The organism is Streptomyces sp. NPDC051217 (assembly GCF_044455465.1).
Lineage (GTDB): Bacteria > Actinomycetota > Actinomycetes > Streptomycetales > Streptomycetaceae > Streptomyces.
The window spans coordinates 85,266-104,611 of the sequence record NZ_JBITEV010000002.1; the positions used below are offsets into that span (position 1 = coordinate 85,266).

The window sequence follows — 19,346 nt, forward strand, 5'->3', positions numbered from 1 at the left end:
ACGGGTACCGCTCCGTCCGGAAGCCGCCGGCGGGGCCGCCGTACTGACCGCGTGACCGAAACCCCCTCCGAACAGGTGAGTTCGGCCTCCTTCTCCACTCATCGCCATCTACGAGCGCACGGGCCGCTTCGGCCGCCGCCTCGTCCTGGCGCCGTGGAGCCCCGCGGAAAGGCACACGCCCCGGGCGCACCCCTACTTCACGGCTACCAGAGTGACAGGGCGAATGTTCGGGGGGCTCGCGAGCAGGTGTGGGGTCGCCTCGGCCAGCGCCTTCGCGATCGGCCCTTCGAGGTGTGCGGTCCGGCCGTCCTCGGAGTCGAACGTGTCAAAGATGCCGAACTCTTTGTCGCCGAGGCGAAACGCGTACCAACTGACGGTCCCTTGCTCCTCCAGAGCGAGTGCTCGCCCCTGCTCCAGAAAGGCAGCGACCTCTTCTTCCCGGCACGCAACTCTCGGCGCAGCTTCCACTCCCGTGGAGAGAAAGGAGGAAAGGGGCAGCGGAGACTGTGATTCTCCCGTGAGGGGTCAGCCGGACTTGTGCCCGGCGGCTGCGGCGGTTCGGCGAACGGGTGCCGGACGGGGAAGCGGGCGGCCGTCGAGGAAGATGTCCGTCTGTTCGTTGTAGAAGGCCACGAGCCCGGTGATGGGTGCGAGCTGGCGGGTCGGGAAATCGTAGGACCAGGCGATGTCCACGTAGTTGCCGGCTTTCGTGGTGACGGACCAGTAGGCGCTGGTGCTGCCCTTGTAGGGGCAACTGGTGACGGTGTCGCTGGGCACCAGCCGGGTGAGATCGGTGTGCACGCGGTCGAGGTAGTAGCGGGTCGGCAGGCCGGTTTCGAACAGCATGACGGTCGAGGGCGCCTCGGCGAGGACCTCCCCGTCCAGTTCGACGCGGACGGTGCGGCTCGATCGGAGCGCGTCGACCCGCGTGTAGGGGCTGCGGGGGTGGACGAACACCGGCTCGTCCTCCTCGAACCACGCGTCGGGGGCAGCCCAGTCGATCCGTACGGTGCCCGCGAGGCCCGGGGGCGCTTCCTCGGTCCAGAGCCGGGCCGAGCCGGGCCGGGCGACCCCGCCGCTGCGCAGCCCATGGAGGCGTGCCACCCCCAGGCCCCCCTTCTGTGTGTGGTCCTCGTCGATGAGAACTCCTTCGGTGAAGTCCTCCGCCGGAACGCAGTACTGCGGATAACCGGGCCACTCCCACACGTAAAGAGCCCGCACGGTGTCGAACAGCACCCGGCCGGCCAGGAACGCGCGGATGCGGCGGGCGACCGGTTCGACATGTCCGGCCGGGACAATCATCTGCGGAAAGTACTGGGCGTCGTCAGGCATGAACGCCTCCTGTCCCTGGTCAGTCGTGGGGCTGCCTCACCCACGATCACATGGTCAAGCACGTCAAGCGCGCCGTGCGGGGCTTCCGGCGCAGATGCGCGCAGGCGCGGGATCCAGCCGCCGACCGCCGACCGCCTGCTCGGGCACGGCCTGAACCTGGTCTTGGCGCTGGTGACCTCGCAGGCCGAACTCCGGTGAAGGCGGACGCCGCCCCCTGGCCTCCCTCCCGGTCACGCCGGGCCGGTGGGGGCTACGTCCCGACGGACAGGCCCTACGGGACAGCCTTCAGGGCTTCAGGGCTTGAAGTAGTCGTCCATGAACTCCGCGACCCACTCGGGCTCCCGCAGGGTGCCCGGTGCGAACGCGGACATCGCGGGCTTCAGGTCGATCACCGGAGTACCGGAGACCGCGTCAAGACCGACCACGTCCAGTTCCCGTCCGCGCACGGCCGTGATGCGGCAGCAGGTGACACCGATGCGGTTGGGGCGACGCGGACCGCGCGCGGCGAAGACGCCGACGGCGGGCAGGTCGGACCGGCCGCGCGGAGGCAAGGGCCGGTACTCGTCCGGCTCCGGGAACTGGTCGAAGACGAAGAGAACCTCGACGTGGGAGAAGCCCTCCAGACCCTGCATGCAGTCGTCACCGAAGCGTGGATCGACGGTGACGGTGCTCCGTACGGCGCCCCAGTTGTCGGTGTCCTGGACATTGGTACGGACGTTGCTGACGACACCGATCGGGGTGATCCCAAACGTGCTCATCGTGCGACTCCCTCGCGAGAACGTGACGCCACCCTGCCCAGTGACGCCCCTGGCGTGATCGCGACAGACCTCGACAGCAGCGAGTGCTGGAGGGCTGGGCATGGGCATTGAGGTGACCCCGTGCCCGGTCCGTTTCCCCGGGAGTGTGCCGGGGCACCCAGGGCTGCATGAAGGGTAAAGGTGCTTGTATGCCCGATGGCGTGACACGGCTGATTCTGGTGGGCGTGGTGGCCGGCCTGCGCAGCCAACTCGGGACAGCCGCCGTCGCACTGACCACCCGACCGGGGGAACGCGGGCGGCCGGCGGACCTGTTCTCCGGGGTGTGGGCCAAGAGGATCACCGCCACAGCGGCCGTCGGCGAACTGGTCGGGGACAAGCTGCCTTCGACGCCGAGCCGTCTCAGCCCATCCGGGATCGTGTCCCGGATGGCATTCGGCGCGCTCGCCGCCGTGGCCCTGGCCTCCCGCGAACCGGGCGGCGCGCCGCCGGCCGTGCCCGCCGCGGTCGGCGCCGCCGCCTCACTGGCGGGCACGTTCGGCGGGGCGTACTGGCGTCGTACGGCCGCCGGGGCGGGCCGTCCCGACTGGCCGACGGCCCTGACGGAGGACGCCGCCGCCCTCCTCCTGGCGTACGCGGCCGTCGGACACCGGCGCAACCGGGACGGGTGAGGTCGGCGAACCTGCCCGTCCTCCTTGTGGGGTAGGAGGAAGCGGGCGGGTCCAGGGGCCGGTCGGCCATGAAGACCAGGGCCCCGGCCGATGGTGGCCGCCACCTTCCGAACCGGTACGGTCCCCAGGTGCCGCGCGCCTATTGGCAGTACGCCAGGCGCGGTTGGGGCCGGGCCGTACTCACGGAGCAGGTGCGTGACGAGGTCCGGGGCGCGCCCGCCATTTGGTGGAACGCCACCGGACCGGCGGGCCGGTGCCCACCAGCGCGTGCGCCGTACCGGCCGCTCACGGCCGTGGGCGTCCCTGACCTTCCGGGTGAGGTGCACGGCCGGGTCACATGGTCTGGCCGTGGTGATCCACAAGGGCAGCGAGGAGTCGGGCCAACTGCTCGCGTTCCGACGGGGTCAGTGGCGCGAGCACCTCGTTCTCCACCTCGGCAAGCAGTCTGTCCAGCTTCAGCATGTGCCGGTGGCCCGGCTTGGTGACAGCGATGATGTTCTGCCGGCGATCGGCAGGGTTGGGTGAGCGTTCCACCAGTCCGCGATCGGCCAGTTCGTTGATCACCGCGACCATGTCGCTGCGGTAGATCCCCGTGCGGCGGCTGAGCTCCGACTGGCTCGCGGGTCCGAACTCCTCCAGTGTCACGAGCACCGCGTAATGCCACTTGCGGGCGCCCGCTCGCGCCAACTCCTCGTTCACCAGGCGATCCGACTGGATCGCGGCCAGTGACAGAAGCCGGGTCCCCAGATTCCGCAGCCGCGCGGCAGTGGCCGGCCGGCCGGCCGATCTCACGGTGTCGGGCGTGCTGTTGCTCATGCCGCGATCGTACGTTGCGTTAGTCCAACTAACAAACTATCGTCGCCGACGAGAGGAACGTTGGTGCGACTAACGAATGCGTCCGCCAAACGCCGGTCGCCCGAACTGTCGGACGCCGAATGACGCCCCCGGAGTGAGAAACCATGATCAAGCCGTTCCGTATCGACATCCCCCAGGCCGACCTCGACGACCTGACCGACCGGCTCTCCCGCACCCGTTGGCCCAACGAGGTCGCCGACGCCGGGTGGGACTACGGCTTCCCCCTGGCGCGGCTCAAGGAACTGGCCGAGTACTGGCGCACCGGCTACGACTGGCGCGAGCACGAGGCCATACTCAACGAGCTTCCGCACTTCACCACCGAGATCGACGGCCAGAACATCCACTTCGTCCACGTCCGGTCTTCGAACCCGGACGCGCTCGCTCTGGTCCTCACCCACGGCTGGCCCGGTTCGTTCCTGGAATTCCTCGACGTGATCGAGCCTCTGTCGCGCGACTTCCACTTGGTGATTCCGTCCATCCCGGGCTACGGCTTCTCCGGTCCGACCCACGAGCGCGGCTGGGACATCACCCGGATCGCGGGGGCCTGGGCCGAGCTGATGCGCCGTCTCGGGTACGAGCGCTACGGCGCGCAGGGCGGCGACTTCGGTTCGGGCATCTCAACGGCGCTCGGCGCGGTGGCACCCGAGCGAGTCGTCGGAGTGCATGTCAACTACCTGCCGCCCCGGCCGGTCCCGGACGCCGGCATCGAACTGTCCGAAAGGGATGAAGCCCGGCTGGACAAGGTCAGGCAGCTGATGGCGAACCGTCCGCCGTACCAGGCGCTGCAGGCCGCCACTCCGCAGACCATCGGCTACGCGCTGACCGACTCGCCGGTCGGCCAGCTGGCCTGGATCGCCGAGCGCTTCGCACACTGGACCGACCCGCGTTCGCAGATCAGTGACGAACGGATGCTCACCGACATCTCGCTGTACTGGCTGACCGCCACCGCGGCTTCCTCGGCGCGGCTGCACCACGACGCTCCGCGGCGGATCGAGCCGTGCCCGGTACCGATCGGCGTGGCGGTGTTCGCGCACGACATCACGCAGTCGGTGCGGCCGCTGGCCGAGCGGCTGTACGACATCAGGCACTGGTCGGAGTTCGATCGCGGCGGCCACTTCGCCGCGATGGAGGTGCCGGAACTGCTCGCCGAGGACGTCCGGGACTTCTTCCTCACCCACATCAAGTACGACCACCCGTACGCCACCTGCTAGAAGCCACTCCGGAGGCCGCTTCCGGGACGGATCCGCCGGCCCGTTCCCGACAATCTCCGCCACATCCACTGGATGATCCCTCGCGGGGCGCACCTCTCACCCGTCACGCGGGGCGGTTGAACGCCGGACGGTGACCATCGCGACATCGTCCTCAAGACGGGCATACCCGCGCAGGTCGCTCTGGAGGGCGTCGAGCATGGCAGCCGGGGGACGGGCCACCCAGGCGCCGATACGCTCCGCCAGCGGGTAGAACACACCGGCTTCGTCGCGGGCCTCGATGAGGCCGTCGGTGTAGAGCAGCAGGGTGTCACCCACATCCAGACGGTGGGTGTCGACACGTACGGGGTCGCTGTCGAGGCTGAGGAGCCCGACCGGTAGCGCCGGCCGGGACGCCGACAGCTCCCTCACAGTGCCCCCGCGCAGGAGAAGCGGCGGCGGATGGCCGCAGTTGACCAGCCGCACCTCCTCACCCTCACCAACCACCTCGACCACGACCGCCGTCACGAAACACTCCCGCATCCGCTGCCCCGCCTCGGGCCCCTCCCCCACCTCCCCACCCTCCTGCGCCACGTCCCTCGCACGGGACAGATCACGGCGCACCCCGTCATCCAGAAACGCCGGCAGATCATCCAGCGCCACACCCTGCCGGGCGGCCTGCCGGAAGGCGGTCAGCAGGAACAGCACCACCTCCAGGGTGGACAGCCCCTTCCCCTGCACGTCCCCCACCATCACCCGCGGCCGCCCGCCGACAACCGCACACGCGTACACGTCCCCCCCGATCGTCGACTCCTCGTCCGATGCCAGATACGCCGACGAGATCTCCACCGGACCCAACCGCGACGGCAAGGGACGCAGCAACGTCGCCTGCGTCCGCGCCGTCACCCGACGCGACTGCGCCAGTTCGTTCGCCCGTTTCTCCCGTACCGCGGCCGCGCCCGCCGCGGCGGCGCTGATGACCACCGCCGTCGCGAGGGAAACCGGCGCGTCCGCCCAGTTCAGACGCCCGTTCGCCCCGAGCGAGACCACAAACGCCGGCAACATCACCGCCGCGATCACCAGCACCGGCCCAGGTCCCGTGAACACCGCCGCCAGAGCCGGCAACGCCAGCATCATCCCGCCCAGCCGCACCGATGACCCACCGAACACATCAGCCGCCACCACCAACACCAGAACCACGAACGCCGCAACCACGAACGCCCGGCCACGCCACAGCGACTGAGAACCCCGCCTCCACACACCGACCACCGGCATAGTGCCAGCCTACCCGGACCAACTGGGACAAACTCACCGATAACCGGCAGAGCGCGGATCCATGTCCTCGTCAGCTTCGAACGGACACCGTGCGGTCGCTCGTGGTGCGGGAGATCTCCTCGGCCTGCCGGCGCGCCTGCATGTGCGCGTCCTCCAGTGAGGCGTGGTGCTGGGGCAGCAGATGCCGGAGCGGCTCCATCCTGGGGGCGTACGTCAGTTCGGGGGTGATGGCGCGGACGTCCAGGGCCATCAGGTTCGGGTCGCCGAAGACGGTCTCCAGTGCGGGGACCAGGAAGTCCTTGCCGTGCTGGGGTGCGCCGGGGCCGTAGCCGCCACCGCGGGCGGATACGACGACGGCGGGGCGGCCCGCCGTCGGCACCGCGTCGCCAAGGCCGATGGTCCTGCCGACCACCATGGTGTGGTCGAGCCACGCTTTGAAGACCGAGGGCATCGAGTAGTTGTAGAGCGGTACGGCGAAGAGGTACGCGGCGGCGCCGAGAAACTCCTCGACCAGCTCGTCCTGGAGCCGGGCCGCCGCCTTCTGCTCGGGGGTGTGCTCGCCGGCGGGGGTGGTGCGGGCCGTGATGCCGGTGGCGCCGAGGTGGTCGACGGGGTTGAGCGCGAGGTCACGCCGGACGATGTCGCCGGTCCAGGCAGCGGTGAAGGAGTCCGCGACCTGCCGGGAGATGGAGGAGGGGCCGGAGGCGGAGGCGTCGATGCGCAGCAGGTAGGACATGAGATGGCGGCCTTTCGTGTTGTCGGGCGTTCGGGACTGAGCGGGAGGGGCCGGGGCGGGGAGGAGGCGGGGGCGGGACCGGTTCAGGAGGCGGGACGGGGCGGCACGGCGCAGCCGCCGGATCCGCAGAGACCCTCGCCCTCGGCCCACAGGCGGCGCCCCTCGCCGAAGTGGGCACGGAACATCGCCGTCCAGACCTCGGCTCCGCGGCCCTTGTCGGTGGCGTAGGCGAGCAGTTCGTGGGCGAGGTCGGTCGGCCCCAGGGTCCGCTCCAGCGCGCGGTAGGGCTCCAGCCCCTCGGCGCGGGCGGCAGCCTCGATGGGAGCGAAGATCCCCTCTCCCTCCGATGCGGAAATGCCGTGCGTCTCCAGCAGCTTCCGCTGCGTGACGCCCGCGCGCGGCAGATCCGGGTGGAGCTGGAAGGAGCGGTGGGTGACCTGGACGTCGTCGGCGTGCTCGAAACGTTCCAGTGCCAGCCGGAGCCGGTTGTCCATCAGCCCGCAGTACGGGCAGACGATGTCCGACCAGAACTCGATCTTCACGGTGGGCCCCTTCTCGAAACTCACTATCTGTTCGTAACCACACTGTGCATTAGGATGACGAGTGGCACAAAAGGCACATTCATGTGCGTGAGTCTGGGGAAGGGGCTGGTCGCCGTGGCCGTCGACAAGGAACTCCGGCGGGGGCGCACGAACGTGCGGGCGAACGTGCGCCAGATCCCCGGACCCTGCGCGCACTGGAACGATCAGGACGCCGACTTCATCCGCGAGACCCTCGACCTCGTCGGCGACAAGTGGAGCGTGCTGATCATCGGCACCCTCTCCGACGGACCCGTGCGCTACTCCGACCTGGCGTACGCCATCCCCGGGATCTCCCAGCGGATGCTCACCCTCACCCTCAAGCAGCTCCGGCGCAGCGGGCTCGTCGACCGCACGGCGTACGCGGAGGTCCCGCCCCGCGTCGAGTACTCCCTGACCGCGCTCGGGAACTCGCTGCTCACCACCGTGCTGGAGCTGGCGGCCTGGTCTGCCGACCGGCAGGCGGAGATCCGCCGCCACCAGGACACCTACGACACGCGAAACACCTGAGGCTCTCCCCCTCAGGCTCCGGCGCCGCCGTCGACCGGCACTATCGCGCCGGTCACCATCGAGGCACGGTCGCTGAGCAGCCACGCGGCCACCTCGGCCACCTCACGGGGCTCGGCCATGCGGCCGAGCGGGGTCACCGCGACGATGCGCTCGATGATGCCCGGGGAGACCGCCTCCCACTTGTCGATCATCTCCGTGGCGGTGCCCCCGGGGGTGATGCCGTTCACCCGGATGCCCTGACGGCCCCAGGTCACGGCCGCGGTCTCGGTGATGCTGTTGAGCGCGCGCTTCATGGCGCTGTACGCGGGGAGGGCGGGGTTCGCACGGCGGCTGCCGATGCTGGAGGTGTTGATGATGGCCCCGCCACCGTTCTGCCGCATGAGTGCGGCCTCGGCGGTCATGGCGGTCCAGTGCGAGCGGAAGTTCACGGCGAACTGCTCGTCGATGTCCTCGTCGCTCGTGGTTTCGAGCGGGCCGGGCTGCTGGATCGCCGCGCCATTGTTGAAGGCGCCGTCGAGCCGTCCGTGCAGGTGCTCGACGTGGTCGACCGCCGCGCGGATACTCGTACGGTCGGCGAGGTCCAGGGTTACGGCATCGGCGACGCCTCCGTCGGCGCGGATCTCGGTGACGATCCGCTCAAGGGCGTCCGTGCTGCGGGCGGCGAGCACGACGGCGGCGCCCTCGGACGCGAAGAGCCGGGCCGCAGCCGCCCCGATGCCGCGGCTGGCGCCGGTGATGAAGACAACCTTGCCGGTGAGCAGGCCGATGGGTGCGATGTGAGTGCTGTTGGTCATGACGACACTGTCGGCCCGGCCCCCCGGTCGGATACAGGCACAGGCGGTACCAGGATCCTTCGCCGCGTGGCGTGCAGACTTGGGCTATGGACAAGCAGGAGCTCGGGGCATTCATCCGCAGCCGTCGCGAGCGGCTCCGGCCGGAGGATGTGGGCCTCCCCTCCGGACCGCGACGCCGGACACCGGGGCTTCGACGCGAGGAGGCCGCGGTCCTCGCGCACATCTCCACGGAGTACTACGTCCGGCTGGAACAGGGCAGGGCGCCGCGGCCGTCGGGCGAGGTCCTCGCCGGGATCGCGGGCGCGCTGCGGCTCACCGACGCGGAGTCCGACCACCTCCACGTCCTCGCGGGTACCGCGCCGACCCGTGTCCGGCTGCACCGGCGCGACGTCCGCCCGAGCATCCTGACGCTCCTGGAGCGGCTGCCGCAGACGGCCGCTTTCGTGACGTCCGCCGTCTTCGAGGTGCTCGCGTGGAACGACCTGGCGGCCGCGCTCATGGAGGACTTCGCCGCGCGAGCCCCGAAGGACCGCAATCTCGCGCGCCGGGCGTTCCTGGGGCCGGCGCGACCTGACGCCCCACTGTACGGGATCTCCGACGCCACCGAGTTCCGGCACCAGGTCGTCATGGAGCTCCGCGCCACCCTCGCCCGTTACCCGACGGATCCCGCGGTGACCGGCCTCGTCGACGAACTCCGCGACGGCAGCGCCGAGTTCGCCCGGCTCTGGGAGCGGCACGACGTGCGGGCCGCGCCGATGCTCACGAAGACCTTCCGCCACCCGGTGGTCGGGGAGATAACCGTCGACTGCGACTCGCTCACGCTCACGGACCGCGACCAGCACCTCGTGCTCTACAGCGCGCCGCCGGGATCCGCCGGGGCCGAGGCTCTGGCTCTTCTGAACGTGCTGGGAGCCGAGGCCGGTGAGTACCTGTAGCGCCGCGGCCGAACGCGCCGCCGCCCCACACCCCGGCGGCACGCCGCGGACCGGTGCCTGGGACCCGCCGTGCCCGCCCACGAGGGGGACGGCCGACGGCCGGGTCGCCCCGCGCGGTGTCCGCGGGGCGACCCGGCCGTCGTGACGTCAGGCGGGTCCGAAGCGATCGGCCGGGAAGCCGATCAGACCAGGTCGAACCGGTCCAGGTTGGACACCTTGTTCCACGCCGCGACGAAGTCGTTCACGAACTTCTCCTTCGCGTCGTCACTCGCGTAGACCTCCGCGACCGCGCGCAGCTCGGAGTTCGACCCGAAGACGAGGTCCGCGCGGCTGCCGGTCCACTTGACCTCGCCGGTGGCGGTGTCGCGCGCCTCGAACGTGTTCGCGTCCTCGGACGTCGCCGTCCACGTCGTGCCCAGGTCGAGCAGATTGACGAAGAAGTCGTTGGTCAGCGATCCGGGGGTGTCGGTGAGGACGCCGAGCGACGACTCCTGGTAGGTCGCGCCCAGGACGCGGAGACCGCCCACGAGGACGGTGAGCTCGGGAGCGCTCAGGGTCAGCAGGTTCGCCCGGTCGAGCAGCAGGAACTCGGCGGGCAGCCGCTGGCCCTTCCCGAGGTAGTTGCGGAATCCGTCGGCGGCCGGCTCCAGCGCCGCGAACGACTCCACGTCCGTCTGCTCCTGCGAGGCGTCCGCACGGCCCGGCGTGAAGGAGACCTCGACGTCGAAGCCGGCCGTCTTGGCCGCCTTCTCGACGGCCGCGGCACCGGCGAGCACGATCAGGTCGGCGAGGGAGATCCGCTTGTCGCCACTCTGGGCGGAGTTGAACGACTCCTGTACGCCTTCGAGGGTGCCCAGCACCGTCGCCAGCCGGTCGGGGTCGTTGGCCTCCCAGCCACGCTGCGGTTCGAGCCGGATACGCGCGCCGTTGGCGCCGCCGCGCTTGTCGCTGCCGCGGAAGGTCGAGGCCGAGGCCCACGCGGTGGAGACGAGCTGGGACACGGGCAGGCCCGAGGCGAGGACCTGCTCCTTGAGGGAGGCGATGTCGGCGGCGTCGACGAGCTCGTGCGCCACGGCGGGCAGCGGGTCCTGCCACACCAGCGTCTCGGAGGGGACCTCGGAGCCGAGGTAGCGCACGATCGGACCCATGTCACGGTGGGTCAGCTTGAACCAGGCGCGGGCGAAGGCGTCGGCGAACTGGTCGGGGTTTTCGAGGAAGCGCCGCGAGATCTCGTCGTACGCCGGGTCGACGCGGAGCGCGAGGTCGGTCGTCAGCATCGTCGGCGCGTGGGTCTTCGACGCGTCGTGGGCGTCGGGTACGGTGCCCGCCCCGGCGCCGTCCTTCGGCCGCCACTGGTTGGCGCCGGCGGGGCTCTTGAACAGCTCCCACTCGTAGCCGTAAAGGATCTCCAGGAAGCTGTTGTCCCAGGTGATCGGCGTGTTCGTCCAGATGCCCTCAAGGCCGCTGGTGATCGTGTCGCCGCCCTTGCCGGTGCCGTAGCTGTTCTTCCAGCCGAAGCCCTGCTGCTCGATCGAGGCGGCCTCGGGGTCGGCGCCGACGTTGTCCGCCGGGCCCGCGCCGTGGGTCTTGCCGAAGGTGTGTCCGCCGGCGACGAGGGCGACCGTCTCCTCGTCGTTCATCGCCATGCGGCGGAACGTCTCACGGATGTCGCGCGCCGCGGCGAGCGGGTCCGGAGTGCCGTTCGGGCCCTCGGGGTTGACGTAGATGAGGCCCATCTGGACGGCGCCGAGGGGGCTCTCCAGCTCGCGGTCACCGGTGTAGCGCTCGTCGCCGAGCCAGGTGGTCTCGGGACCCCAGTACACGTCCTCCTCGGGCTCCCAGACGTCCGCGCGACCGCCGGCGAAGCCGAAGGTCTCGAAGCCCATGGTCTCCAGGGCGACGTTGCCGGCGAGGATCATCAGGTCGGCCCAGGAGAGGCTCTGGCCGTACTTCTTCTTCACCGGCCAGAGCAGCCGGCGGGCCTTGTCCAGGTTCCCGTTGTCCGGCCAGCTGTTGAGGGGGGCGAAGCGCTGCTGGCCGGCACCGGCACCACCGCGGCCGTCGCTGATCCGGTACGTACCCGCGCTGTGCCACGCCATCCGGATGATGAAGGGGCCGTAGTGGCCGAAGTCGGCGGGCCACCAGTCCTGCGAGGTCGTCAGCACCTGCGCGATGTCCTGCTTCACGGCGGGGAGGTCGAGGGTCTTGAACGCCTCGGCGTAGTCGAACTCCTCGCCCAGCGGGTTGGCCACGGCGGGGTTCTTGGCGAGGATCTTCAGGTTGAGCCGCTCCGGCCACCAGGCCTGGTTTCCACCGCCCTGGGTCGGATGAGGGATACGTCCGTGTGCGACCGGGCAGCCGCCCTCACCCTCCGACTTCGCGTCTACGACGATTGCATCATGGTTCTCAGACATGGGAATCCTTCTGGACCTGGCGGATCACGGTGCTCGGTGCGGCCGGGAGCCGTCACGCGCTGTTTCTTGGCTGTCGACCGGAACTGATCCTACGATGGACAGAGTCCAAGTCAAGAAGTGAACTAAAAGTACATCCGGTAAGAATCCGGCCAACTGGGCATCCGTGGACGCGCCTCGGGATCCCGCGAACACTGAACAGGTGAACTGATATGAGCGACCTGCTGGAGCGACTGCGGGGGCGTGGCTGGCGGTTGACCTCCCAGCGCCGCGTCGTCGCGCAGGTGCTCGACGGTGACCACGTACATCTCACGGCCGACGAGGTGCACGCGCTCGCGGCGAAGCGGCTGCCCGAGATCTCCCGGGCGACCGTCTACAACACCTTGGGCGAACTGGTCTCCCTCGGCGAGGTCATAGAGGTCTCCACCGCGGGCCGCGCGATGCGCTACGACCCCAACGCCCGCCACCCGCATCAGCACTTGGTGTGTTCCCGCTGCGGTACGGTCCGCGACGTCCACCCGAACGGCGATCCGCTGGCGGGCCTCCCGGCGGCGGAACGGTTCGGTTTCACGGTGTCCGAGGTCGAGGTCACGTACCGGGGGCTGTGCCCGTCCTGCGGCTAGGGCCTGTCCGCGAAGTAGCGCCGTCGCCCGCAGGGCGGGGCCCGGGTGGTCACGTCAGACTTGGGGTTCCGACTCTTCGAGACGCCACAGGTAGAGGCACGCGAGCGTCCGGTAGGGGCGCCACGGCTCCCCGATGCGTGTCACCTCCGCCGGTGTCGGAAGTCCGGGCAGGTGGTGGAGCCTCTTGACCGCTTGACGGATCCCCAGGTCACCGACGGGCAGGACGTCAGGCCGGTGCAGGTGCCAGATCATGAACATATGGGCCGTCCACGTTCCGATGCCTTTCACAGCGCTGAGCTCATGAATGACGTCGTCGTCGGGAAGATCGTGCAGACGGTCGAGTTCGAGCTCGCCGGACAGGATGTGCTCCGCGAGCGAGCGCAGGGAGTCCGTCTTCGCGTGGGAGAGGCCGGCGGCGACACGCAGGGCGTCGGGATCGTCGTCAAGGACCTGCTGGGGTGTGGGAGGCCGGCCGCCGAAGCGCTCGATGAGTTTGCGGTAGATCGCACGCGACGCGAAGGCCGAGATGTTCTGGCCGGCGATGCCCCTGATGAGGGCGCCGTAGCAATCCGTCGGCATCTTCGGATCGTTCGACATCGACGCATCGGGCGGCAGCGAGGGGCGGGGGCCGCCACTGTGCTCCATCTCGTCGATGACCGAGCCCAGTGCTGGGTCCGCGCGGCGCAGGTACTCCTCCGGTCTCCTCACCCTCTGCCTGTTCATATGTCCAACGTAAAGCTGTCCCGGTGGCACCGCGCGCGGGAACCCCTCGGCGTCGCGGTTGAGGGGAAACCGCCCCCGGACGGTGCCGTACGAGTGAGCCGCGGGGCGAGTCAGCCGCTCGCGGCGGCCCGGCTCTTCTTGACCCGGTCGCGGTGCGCGGCCTGCTTCGCGCGGTTGCCGCAGAGCGCCATGCTGCACCAACGGCGGGCGCGGCCCCGGGTGTGGTCGACGAACATCAGCGTGCACGCCGGACCCTCGCACGCCTTGACGTCCGAGAAGTCCTCCTCGCCGAGGAATCTCGCGAGCGCCTCGCCGATGGGCAGCAGCAGCGACTCCGGCGAGCGCCAGCGGCGCATCGTCCGCAGCTGAAGGCCGGGGGCGTTCTCGCCTTCCGCGACGCCGAGTTGAAGGAATGCCTCGTCGCGCGCGAGCAGCCGGTTCAGCGGTGCGAGATCCGCCACGTCCTCCGCACCCAGGGGCCTGCCCCTGTGTTCGCGCACGAACGTGCGGAACTCCTCGCGCAGACCACGGGCCTGGGCGGCGACGCTGTCGAACTCGCCGGGCAGGGCTTGGTCACGCAGGGATGCGAGCGTGTCGGGCGACACCAGTTCCGCCTGCTCCAGCCAGGCCAGCAGGCCGTCACCGTCCTCGATCCAGTCGACCGGTGTGTCGGCGGGCGTGGCGACGGAGTTGAGAAAGTCCAGGCCGAGCGTGTCGGCCAGGAACAGAGCCGGAGCGTCCTGGGCCATGCGGCCACCCCTTCCTGTCGCGCGAACGTGAAACGTCAACTCTCGAACAAGAGAGTAACCCCCTTGAGTCGTGTTGACAAGTTACGGTGCGATTCCTAACCTTGCTAGTGGGGCTAGAGCAGTTACTCCCGGTCGTTGAGCCAACCGCAGGACCCCTGGCTCACTCCGGGAAACACGTTCAGCTAATAACCCTCACAGTGGCAATTGATCAGTTACATGGAGCAGTCCGGAGGCGGAGGCGGCCGTGGGGCCGCCGACTGCCTCCCCGAGAAAGGTGAACGTCATGGCTGACATCGCATACCGCACGGCAGACGTGGACGGTCTGAAGGTGTTCTACCGGGAGGCCGGAGCGCCCGACGCGCCCACACTGCTTCTGCTCCACGGCTTCCCGTCGTCGAGCCACATGTTCCGCGACCTGATCCCGCTGCTCGCCGACCGGTTCCACATCGTGGCTCCCGATCTGCCCGGCTTCGGCAGGTCGGACATGCCCGCGCGAGACGACTTCGACTACACCTTCGAGCACCTCACCGACGTGATCGACGGCCTGACCGAGGTACTGGGCCTGGACCGGTTCGCGCTGTACGTCTTCGACTACGGCGCGCCCGTCGGATTCCGTATCGCCACCCGGCATCCCGAGCGGATCAGCGCGATCGTGACGCAGAACGGCAACGCGTACGAGGAAGGGCTGAGCGAGAACTGGAGTCCGGTGCAGGCGTACTGGAAGGACCCGTCGGCAGCCAACCGGGAAGCCATCCGGACGCTCGTACAGCCGGAGACGACCGTCTGGCAGTACGAGCACGGCGTCCCCGAGGTGACGCGGGTCAGTCCGGACGGATACGGCCTGGACAACTACTACCTCGCACGCGACGGCGCGCACGAGATCCAGCTCGACCTGTTCCTGGACTACGCGAGCAACGTCGCCCTTTACCCCACCTTCCAGGAGTACTTCCGGACGAACAGGCCGCCGCTGCTGGCGATGTGGGGCAGGAACGATCCGTTCTTCCTCCCCGCCGGGGCCGAGGCCTTCAAGCGTGACATCCCCGACGCCGATGTCCGTCTCGTCGACACCGGTCACTTCGCCCTGGAGACCCACGCCGACGAGATCGCGGCGGCGATCCGCGACTTCCTCACCAGCTAGGTGTGTTGACCGCCCGGGACATGGTTCACAGCTCGGAGTCGAGAACGGGTGGCCCCGCGTACCGCGAGCCGGCCGGGAGCAGGTCGCGCAGTTGGGGGCGGTCGCTGCGCAGGTCGCAGAGTTCCACGACCGTTCCGGACGGTCCGGCGTTGAGCAGCGGACGCCCGCCGACCGTCGTGTGCGGGCCGAATCCCAGTGCCGACAGTCGCTCGTTCTCCTGGGCCATGCCGTCGACCCAGTAGCCGATGTGGTGCACGCCTCCGCCGGGCGGAGCCGCCAGCGGGGTGCCCGGGATCGATTCCCACAGCTCGACGGCGAACGGGCCTCCTTCTGAGAAGGTCACGTGGCATTCGACCTCGTGGTCGGTGCCCTGCGCGTCGGTCAGCGTCAGCGCGCGGACTCGAATGGGGCGCCAGGACAGCCCGAACACCTCGGTGAACTCCTTCTTCCCCTTCTCCAGGTCGTCGACCGCCACTCCCACATGCCAGATCCGCTGGGTCATTTCCGCTCCGCTGCTCGACGGACTGCGCGTCCTCAGGCCAGACCTTAAGTGGGCACTGTGCCCACTTAGCTGTTACGGTCGGATCATGACAGTCCCCGGCCAGGTGATGCGTGCCGACGCGGCCCGCAACGTGGCGGCCGTCCTGGCCGCCGCGACGGAGGTCTTCCGGGAGCTGGGAGCGGACGCCCCGCTCGATGAGATCCCCAGACGCGCGGGGGTGGGCCGGGCGACGATGCACCGCCGTTTTCCCACGCGCGAGCACCTGTTCGCGGCGATCCTGCGCTCCCAGGTGGACACTCTCACCGAGGCGGCCGAGGCCCGGATGAGTGCCGGGGACCCGTGGGAGGCGCTGCTGGAGTGGATCGGCGCGTACGAGGAGATCGGCGCGCGGTACCGGGGGATGAGCGCCCACCTCAGCACGGCGCTGCTGGAGGACACGTCGCCCGTCGGGAAGCTCTGTGCGCCGATGAAGGCGGCGTTCGACGTGCTGTTCCGGCGAGCCCAGGAGCTGGCGCGAGTACGCCGGGACATCTCGTCCGCGGACGTGCTCGCCATCCTCTCCGCGTTGCCGCGCGATCCGGACACGGGCCGTGCGAGGCCGGCGCATCTCACCGTCGTCCTGGACGGACTCCGGTCAGGGTCCCCCCGGTGACGATCGCGCGACGCCCCCGGAGAGACCGGATCTCACCGCTGGACCGTCGCTCCTGCTCGTACCGGCTCCAGACGGATCACCACACCTTTCGACGTCGGCGTGTTGCTGACGTCGGCCACGCTGTCCAGGGGCACCAGCACATTCGTCTCCGGGTAGTACGCGGCGGCGCACCCGACCGCGGTCGGGTAGGCGACCAGGCGGAAGCCTTCGGCGCGGCGTTCGATGTCGTCGTGCCAGACGGTGACCAGGTCGACCTCGTCGCCGTCGCGCAGGCCGAGCGCGTCCAGGTCGGTCTGGTTGACCATCACGATTCGGCGTGAGCCGTGGATGCCGCGGTAGCGGTCGTCCGTGGTGTACGGGACGGTGTTCCACTGATCGTGCGAGCGCAGCGTCTGCAGTACGAGATGCCCCTCGGGGGCATCCAGCATCTCGAAGGCGTTGCGGGTGAAGAGCGCCTTCCCGGCGGCGGTGGGGAAGACCCCTTCGTTGACCGGGTTCGGCAGCAGGAAGCCACCGGGACGGATCGCCCGCGCGTTGTAGTTGTCGAAGCCCGGTACCACCCGGGCGATACGGTCCCGGATTGTTCCGTAGTCCCCCTCGAACTCCTCCCAGGGCACGGTCACCCGGTCCCCCAGCGTCCTGCGGGCCAGCCGGCTGAGGATGGCCACCTCGCTGAGCAGCTGTTTGGAGGCGGGCTCCAGACGTCCGCGGGAGCTGTGGACCTGGCTCATCGAGTCCTCGACGGTGATGAACTGCTCCCCGCCCGCCTGGATGTCCTTCTCACTCCGGCCGAGAGTCGGAAGGATCAGCGCCGTGTCGCCGCAGACCGTGTGCGTACGGTTCAGCTTGGTCGAGATCTGGGCCGTCAGGCGGCAGCGGCGCAGCGCCTTCTCGGTGACCGGGCTGTCGGGCGTGGCCCGTACGAAGTTTCCCGCGAGGCCGAGGAAGAACTTGATCCGCCCGTCGAGCATCGCCCTGATGGAATCCACCGTGTCCAGACCGTGCGCGGCGGGGGGCTCGAACGAGAACTCGCGGCCGAGGGCCTCCATGAACGCCTCGGGCATCTTCTCCCAGATACCCATGGTCCGGTCGCCCTGTACGTTGCTGTGGCCCCGTACGGGACACGGCCCGGCCCCGGGCTTGCCGATGTTGCCCCGCAGCAGCAGGAAGTTCACGATCTCCCGGATGGTGGCGACGGCGTGCTTCTGCTGCGTCAGCCCCATCGCCCAGCAGACGACGACACGTTCGCTCCCGAGGACGGCATCACGCAGCCGCTCGATCCCGGCGCGGGTCAGTCCGGTGGCCCTGAGGACGTCGGGCCAGGAGACCGTCGAGCGGATGTGCTCGGCGAACTCCGAGAAGTCCTTGGTGTGCGAGTCGATGAAGGTCCGGTTGAGCACGGTGCCGGGCGCGGCGTCCTCCGCCTCCAGCAGCAGCAGGTTCAGCGCCTGGAGGAGGGAGAGGTCACCACCGAGCCGGATCTGCAGGAACTCGTCGGCGATCACGGTCCCCCGGCCCACCAAACCCCGGGGCTTCTGCGGATTCTTGAACCGCATCAGGCCCGCCTCCGGCAGCGGGTTGATCGCGACGATACGGCCGCCCCTGCGCTTGGTCTCCTCCAGCGCCGAGAGCATCCGGGGGTGATTGCTGCCGGGGTTCTGGCCCAGGATGAGAATCAGATCGGCGTGGTGGATGTCCGACAGGCTCACACTGCCCTTGCCCGTGCCCAGCGTCTCGTGCAGGGCGGCGCCACTCGACTCGTGGCACATGTTGGAACAGTCGGGAAGGTTGTTGGTCCCGAAGGTGCGGGCGAAGAGCTGGAGGACGAAGGCCGCCTCGTTGCTGGCCCGTCCCGAGGTGTAGAAGACGGCTTCGTCGGGCGAGTCCAGGTTCCGGAGTTCGTCGGCGATCAGTCCCAGCGCCTCGTGCCAGCTGATCGGCTCGTAGTGCTCGGAGCCCGGCCGCTTCACCATGGGCTCGGTGAGCCGCCCCTGCTGATTGAGCCACAGGTCCGATCTTCGGCCCAGTTCGGTCACCGAATGACGACGGAAGAACTCGGGGGTGATGCGCCGTGTGGTCGCCTCGTCGTTGACGTGCTTGGCGCCGTTCTCGCAGTATTCGTTACGGTGTCGGCTCCCCGGCTCCGGGTCGGGCCAGGCACAGCCGGGGCAGTCGAAACCCCGGATCTGATTGAGGTTCAGCAGCGTCAGGGCGGTGTGCCGGGCCGAGGTCTCCGCGAGGGAATAGCCAAGCGCGTGAGCGACGGCGGGAACGCCCGCCGCCCATTTCTTGGGCGGAGTGATCTCAAGTTCACTCCCGCTCGGTTCCTCGTTCGGTCGCCTCTTCATCCGGATTGCCTTTCGCCTCAGCCTGTCGGCCAGTTGGGGACGTGTGGATGTTTCTGTCCTGAGTTCGGCCGGACATGGCTGTCGCTGATCGCGCCACGCCACTCTCCGGTCTCTCGTCCCTGACCCTCGATATATTCCTTGAAGCTTTTCAGGTCGTTGTGCACCCGACGGTGAACGACGCCCAGCGCGTCACCGGCGCGCTCGACGAGTCCGCGCGGTGCGAAGAAGATTCTCAGCGTCACCCGCACACGGTCCTCGGCCAGTTCCAGGAACGTCACGGTGCCCGAATGACGGGGCCTGCCCATGCTTCGCCAGCTGACCCGCTCGTCAGGGCTCTGCTCCACGATTTCCGCGTCGAACTCGTGAGTCATCGGCCCCAGTCGGGTCACCCAGTGGGTCATCGTCGACTGCGGCCGGTCGATCCGTTGCACGCCGTCCATGAAGCGGGGAAAGCTTTCGAATTGCGTCCACTGGTTGTAGGCCACGCGGACCGGAACGTCCACGTCGGAGGAAGCCTCGATGGTGCTCATGAATGTCCCGATCCCTCCGCGCCGGATTGTGGCACTTGACCG

Annotated in this window: 20 protein-coding genes; 7 read left to right on the forward strand and 13 right to left on the reverse strand. The window is 69.3% G+C overall.

Annotated features, from left to right (window positions below; translation table 11 throughout):
- Positions 1-525: 525 nt before the first annotated feature.
- Positions 526-1,332 (reverse strand): DUF427 domain-containing protein, encoded by an 807-nt coding sequence (locus tag ACIBBB_RS05445; RefSeq protein WP_398978995.1) that lies wholly within the window; start codon positions 1,330-1,332, stop codon positions 526-528.
- A 293-nt stretch (positions 1,333-1,625) separates the two neighbouring features.
- Positions 1,626-2,090: an SAM-dependent methyltransferase gene (locus tag ACIBBB_RS05450; RefSeq protein ID WP_398978997.1), complete on the reverse strand. Its 465-nt coding sequence runs from the start codon at positions 2,088-2,090 to the stop codon at positions 1,626-1,628.
- 188 nt (positions 2,091-2,278) lie between these two features.
- Here ACIBBB_RS05450 and ACIBBB_RS05455 point away from each other — a divergent pair, with 188 nt between their 5' ends.
- On the forward strand, positions 2,279-2,758 hold the full coding sequence (locus ACIBBB_RS05455) for a hypothetical protein (protein WP_398979000.1): 480 nt from the start codon (positions 2,279-2,281) through the stop codon (positions 2,756-2,758).
- Positions 2,759-3,091: 333 nt separating this feature from the next.
- Here the strand turns inward: ACIBBB_RS05455 and ACIBBB_RS05460 are convergent, their stop codons facing one another.
- Positions 3,092-3,574, reverse strand: a complete 483-nt coding sequence (locus ACIBBB_RS05460; protein ID WP_398979002.1) for a MarR family winged helix-turn-helix transcriptional regulator — start codon at positions 3,572-3,574, stop codon at positions 3,092-3,094.
- 143 nt (positions 3,575-3,717) lie between these two features.
- On the opposite strand from ACIBBB_RS05460, the gene ACIBBB_RS05465 reads away from it, so the two are divergent.
- Complete coding sequence (locus ACIBBB_RS05465) at positions 3,718-4,824, forward strand: epoxide hydrolase family protein (protein ID WP_398979004.1); 1,107 nt, start codon at positions 3,718-3,720, stop codon at positions 4,822-4,824.
- A 96-nt stretch (positions 4,825-4,920) separates the two neighbouring features.
- On the opposite strand, the gene ACIBBB_RS05470 is transcribed toward ACIBBB_RS05465, so the two are convergent.
- The 3 genes from ACIBBB_RS05470 to ACIBBB_RS05480 all read right to left on the reverse strand — a co-directional run bounded on the left by ACIBBB_RS05470 (position 4,921) and on the right by ACIBBB_RS05480 (position 7,377).
- Positions 4,921-6,075 carry a PP2C family protein-serine/threonine phosphatase gene (locus ACIBBB_RS05470; protein ID WP_398979005.1) on the reverse strand — a complete coding sequence of 385 codons (1,155 nt, stop codon included), beginning with the start codon at positions 6,073-6,075 and terminating at the stop codon, positions 4,921-4,923.
- A gap of 70 nt (positions 6,076-6,145) precedes the next feature.
- A complete protein-coding gene (locus ACIBBB_RS05475) occupies positions 6,146-6,811 on the reverse strand; it encodes an FMN-dependent NADH-azoreductase (protein WP_398979007.1) in 666 nt (221 codons plus the stop codon).
- 83 nt (positions 6,812-6,894) lie between these two features.
- On the reverse strand, positions 6,895-7,377 hold the full coding sequence (locus tag ACIBBB_RS05480) for a DsbA family protein (RefSeq protein ID WP_398979009.1): 483 nt from the start codon (positions 7,375-7,377) through the stop codon (positions 6,895-6,897).
- Between the two features lie 63 nt (positions 7,378-7,440).
- Between ACIBBB_RS05480 and ACIBBB_RS05485 the strand changes: the two genes are divergently transcribed.
- Positions 7,441-7,899 (forward strand): winged helix-turn-helix transcriptional regulator, encoded by a 459-nt coding sequence (locus ACIBBB_RS05485; RefSeq protein ID WP_398979011.1) that lies wholly within the window; start codon positions 7,441-7,443, stop codon positions 7,897-7,899.
- 11 nt (positions 7,900-7,910) lie between these two features.
- On the opposite strand, the gene ACIBBB_RS05490 is transcribed toward ACIBBB_RS05485, so the two are convergent.
- Positions 7,911-8,693, reverse strand: a complete 783-nt coding sequence (locus ACIBBB_RS05490) for an SDR family NAD(P)-dependent oxidoreductase (protein WP_398979013.1) — start codon at positions 8,691-8,693, stop codon at positions 7,911-7,913.
- A gap of 86 nt (positions 8,694-8,779) precedes the next feature.
- Between ACIBBB_RS05490 and ACIBBB_RS05495 the strand changes: the two genes are divergently transcribed.
- Positions 8,780-9,628, forward strand: coding sequence for a helix-turn-helix transcriptional regulator (locus ACIBBB_RS05495; protein WP_398979015.1), 849 nt, complete (start codon positions 8,780-8,782; stop codon positions 9,626-9,628).
- Positions 9,629-9,810: 182 nt separating this feature from the next.
- Here ACIBBB_RS05495 and katG read toward each other — a convergent pair whose 3' ends face one another.
- Positions 9,811-12,042 carry a catalase/peroxidase HPI gene (gene katG / locus ACIBBB_RS05500; protein WP_398979016.1) on the reverse strand — a complete coding sequence of 744 codons (2,232 nt, stop codon included), beginning with the start codon at positions 12,040-12,042 and terminating at the stop codon, positions 9,811-9,813.
- Positions 12,043-12,251: 209 nt separating this feature from the next.
- Between katG and ACIBBB_RS05505 the strand changes: the two genes are divergently transcribed.
- Complete coding sequence (locus ACIBBB_RS05505; RefSeq protein WP_398979017.1) at positions 12,252-12,662, forward strand: Fur family transcriptional regulator; 411 nt, start codon at positions 12,252-12,254, stop codon at positions 12,660-12,662.
- Positions 12,663-12,716: 54 nt separating this feature from the next.
- Here the strand turns inward: ACIBBB_RS05505 and ACIBBB_RS05510 are convergent, their stop codons facing one another.
- Together ACIBBB_RS05510 and ACIBBB_RS05515 are read right to left on the reverse strand one after the other, a co-directional pair.
- Positions 12,717-13,385: a DNA-3-methyladenine glycosylase family protein gene (locus tag ACIBBB_RS05510; RefSeq protein WP_398979020.1), complete on the reverse strand. Its 669-nt coding sequence runs from the start codon at positions 13,383-13,385 to the stop codon at positions 12,717-12,719.
- 110 nt (positions 13,386-13,495) lie between these two features.
- Complete coding sequence (locus ACIBBB_RS05515; protein WP_398979022.1) at positions 13,496-14,134, reverse strand: CGNR zinc finger domain-containing protein; 639 nt, start codon at positions 14,132-14,134, stop codon at positions 13,496-13,498.
- A gap of 283 nt (positions 14,135-14,417) precedes the next feature.
- On the opposite strand from ACIBBB_RS05515, the gene ACIBBB_RS05520 reads away from it, so the two are divergent.
- Positions 14,418-15,272, forward strand: coding sequence for an alpha/beta fold hydrolase (locus ACIBBB_RS05520; protein ID WP_398979024.1), 855 nt, complete (start codon positions 14,418-14,420; stop codon positions 15,270-15,272).
- A 25-nt stretch (positions 15,273-15,297) separates the two neighbouring features.
- Here the strand turns inward: ACIBBB_RS05520 and ACIBBB_RS05525 are convergent, their stop codons facing one another.
- The gene (locus ACIBBB_RS05525) at positions 15,298-15,774 is read right to left on the reverse strand and encodes a VOC family protein (protein ID WP_398979025.1); all 477 of its coding nucleotides are present in this window, start codon (positions 15,772-15,774) and stop codon (positions 15,298-15,300) included.
- Between the two features lie 85 nt (positions 15,775-15,859).
- On the opposite strand from ACIBBB_RS05525, the gene ACIBBB_RS05530 reads away from it, so the two are divergent.
- Positions 15,860-16,426 carry a TetR/AcrR family transcriptional regulator gene (locus ACIBBB_RS05530; RefSeq protein WP_398979027.1) on the forward strand — a complete coding sequence of 189 codons (567 nt, stop codon included), beginning with the start codon at positions 15,860-15,862 and terminating at the stop codon, positions 16,424-16,426.
- A gap of 32 nt (positions 16,427-16,458) precedes the next feature.
- Here the strand turns inward: ACIBBB_RS05530 and ACIBBB_RS05535 are convergent, their stop codons facing one another.
- Both ACIBBB_RS05535 and ACIBBB_RS05540 read right to left on the reverse strand, forming a co-directional pair.
- On the reverse strand, positions 16,459-18,774 hold the full coding sequence (locus ACIBBB_RS05535) for an FdhF/YdeP family oxidoreductase (RefSeq protein WP_398979029.1): 2,316 nt from the start codon (positions 18,772-18,774) through the stop codon (positions 16,459-16,461).
- A gap of 17 nt (positions 18,775-18,791) precedes the next feature.
- Entirely contained in the window at positions 18,792-19,304 is a 513-nt protein-coding gene (locus tag ACIBBB_RS05540; protein ID WP_398979031.1) for an SRPBCC family protein, read from the reverse strand.
- Positions 19,305-19,346 lie beyond the last annotated feature (42 nt).

What these genes read in the sequence shown, in the direction of transcription:
- ACIBBB_RS05470 (WP_398979005.1), bottom strand. Translation starts at nt 6,075, where the DNA reads ATGCCGGTGGTCGGTGTGTGGAGGCGGGGTTCTCAGTCGCTGTGGCGT.
- ACIBBB_RS05495 (WP_398979015.1), top strand. Translation starts at nt 8,780, where the DNA reads ATGGACAAGCAGGAGCTCGGGGCATTCATCCGCAGCCGTCGCGAGCGG.
- ACIBBB_RS05505 (WP_398979017.1), top strand. Translation starts at nt 12,252, where the DNA reads ATGAGCGACCTGCTGGAGCGACTGCGGGGGCGTGGCTGGCGGTTGACC.
- ACIBBB_RS05515 (WP_398979022.1), bottom strand. Translation starts at nt 14,134, where the DNA reads ATGGCCCAGGACGCTCCGGCTCTGTTCCTGGCCGACACGCTCGGCCTG.
- ACIBBB_RS05540 (WP_398979031.1), bottom strand. Translation starts at nt 19,304, where the DNA reads ATGAGCACCATCGAGGCTTCCTCCGACGTGGACGTTCCGGTCCGCGTG.
- ACIBBB_RS05460 (WP_398979002.1), bottom strand. Translation starts at nt 3,574, where the DNA reads ATGAGCAACAGCACGCCCGACACCGTGAGATCGGCCGGCCGGCCGGCC.
- ACIBBB_RS05520 (WP_398979024.1), top strand. Translation starts at nt 14,418, where the DNA reads ATGGCTGACATCGCATACCGCACGGCAGACGTGGACGGTCTGAAGGTG.
- katG (WP_398979016.1), bottom strand. Translation starts at nt 12,042, where the DNA reads ATGTCTGAGAACCATGATGCAATCGTCGTAGACGCGAAGTCGGAGGGT.
- ACIBBB_RS05445 (WP_398978995.1), bottom strand. Translation starts at nt 1,332, where the DNA reads ATGCCTGACGACGCCCAGTACTTTCCGCAGATGATTGTCCCGGCCGGA.
- ACIBBB_RS05465 (WP_398979004.1), top strand. Translation starts at nt 3,718, where the DNA reads ATGATCAAGCCGTTCCGTATCGACATCCCCCAGGCCGACCTCGACGAC.
- ACIBBB_RS05510 (WP_398979020.1), bottom strand. Translation starts at nt 13,385, where the DNA reads ATGAACAGGCAGAGGGTGAGGAGACCGGAGGAGTACCTGCGCCGCGCG.
- ACIBBB_RS05535 (WP_398979029.1), bottom strand. Translation starts at nt 18,774, where the DNA reads ATGAAGAGGCGACCGAACGAGGAACCGAGCGGGAGTGAACTTGAGATC.
- ACIBBB_RS05450 (WP_398978997.1), bottom strand. Translation starts at nt 2,090, where the DNA reads ATGAGCACGTTTGGGATCACCCCGATCGGTGTCGTCAGCAACGTCCGT.
- ACIBBB_RS05475 (WP_398979007.1), bottom strand. Translation starts at nt 6,811, where the DNA reads ATGTCCTACCTGCTGCGCATCGACGCCTCCGCCTCCGGCCCCTCCTCC.
- ACIBBB_RS05530 (WP_398979027.1), top strand. Translation starts at nt 15,860, where the DNA reads ATGACAGTCCCCGGCCAGGTGATGCGTGCCGACGCGGCCCGCAACGTG.
- ACIBBB_RS05490 (WP_398979013.1), bottom strand. Translation starts at nt 8,693, where the DNA reads ATGACCAACAGCACTCACATCGCACCCATCGGCCTGCTCACCGGCAAG.
- ACIBBB_RS05525 (WP_398979025.1), bottom strand. Translation starts at nt 15,774, where the DNA reads ATGACCCAGCGGATCTGGCATGTGGGAGTGGCGGTCGACGACCTGGAG.
- ACIBBB_RS05455 (WP_398979000.1), top strand. Translation starts at nt 2,279, where the DNA reads ATGCCCGATGGCGTGACACGGCTGATTCTGGTGGGCGTGGTGGCCGGC.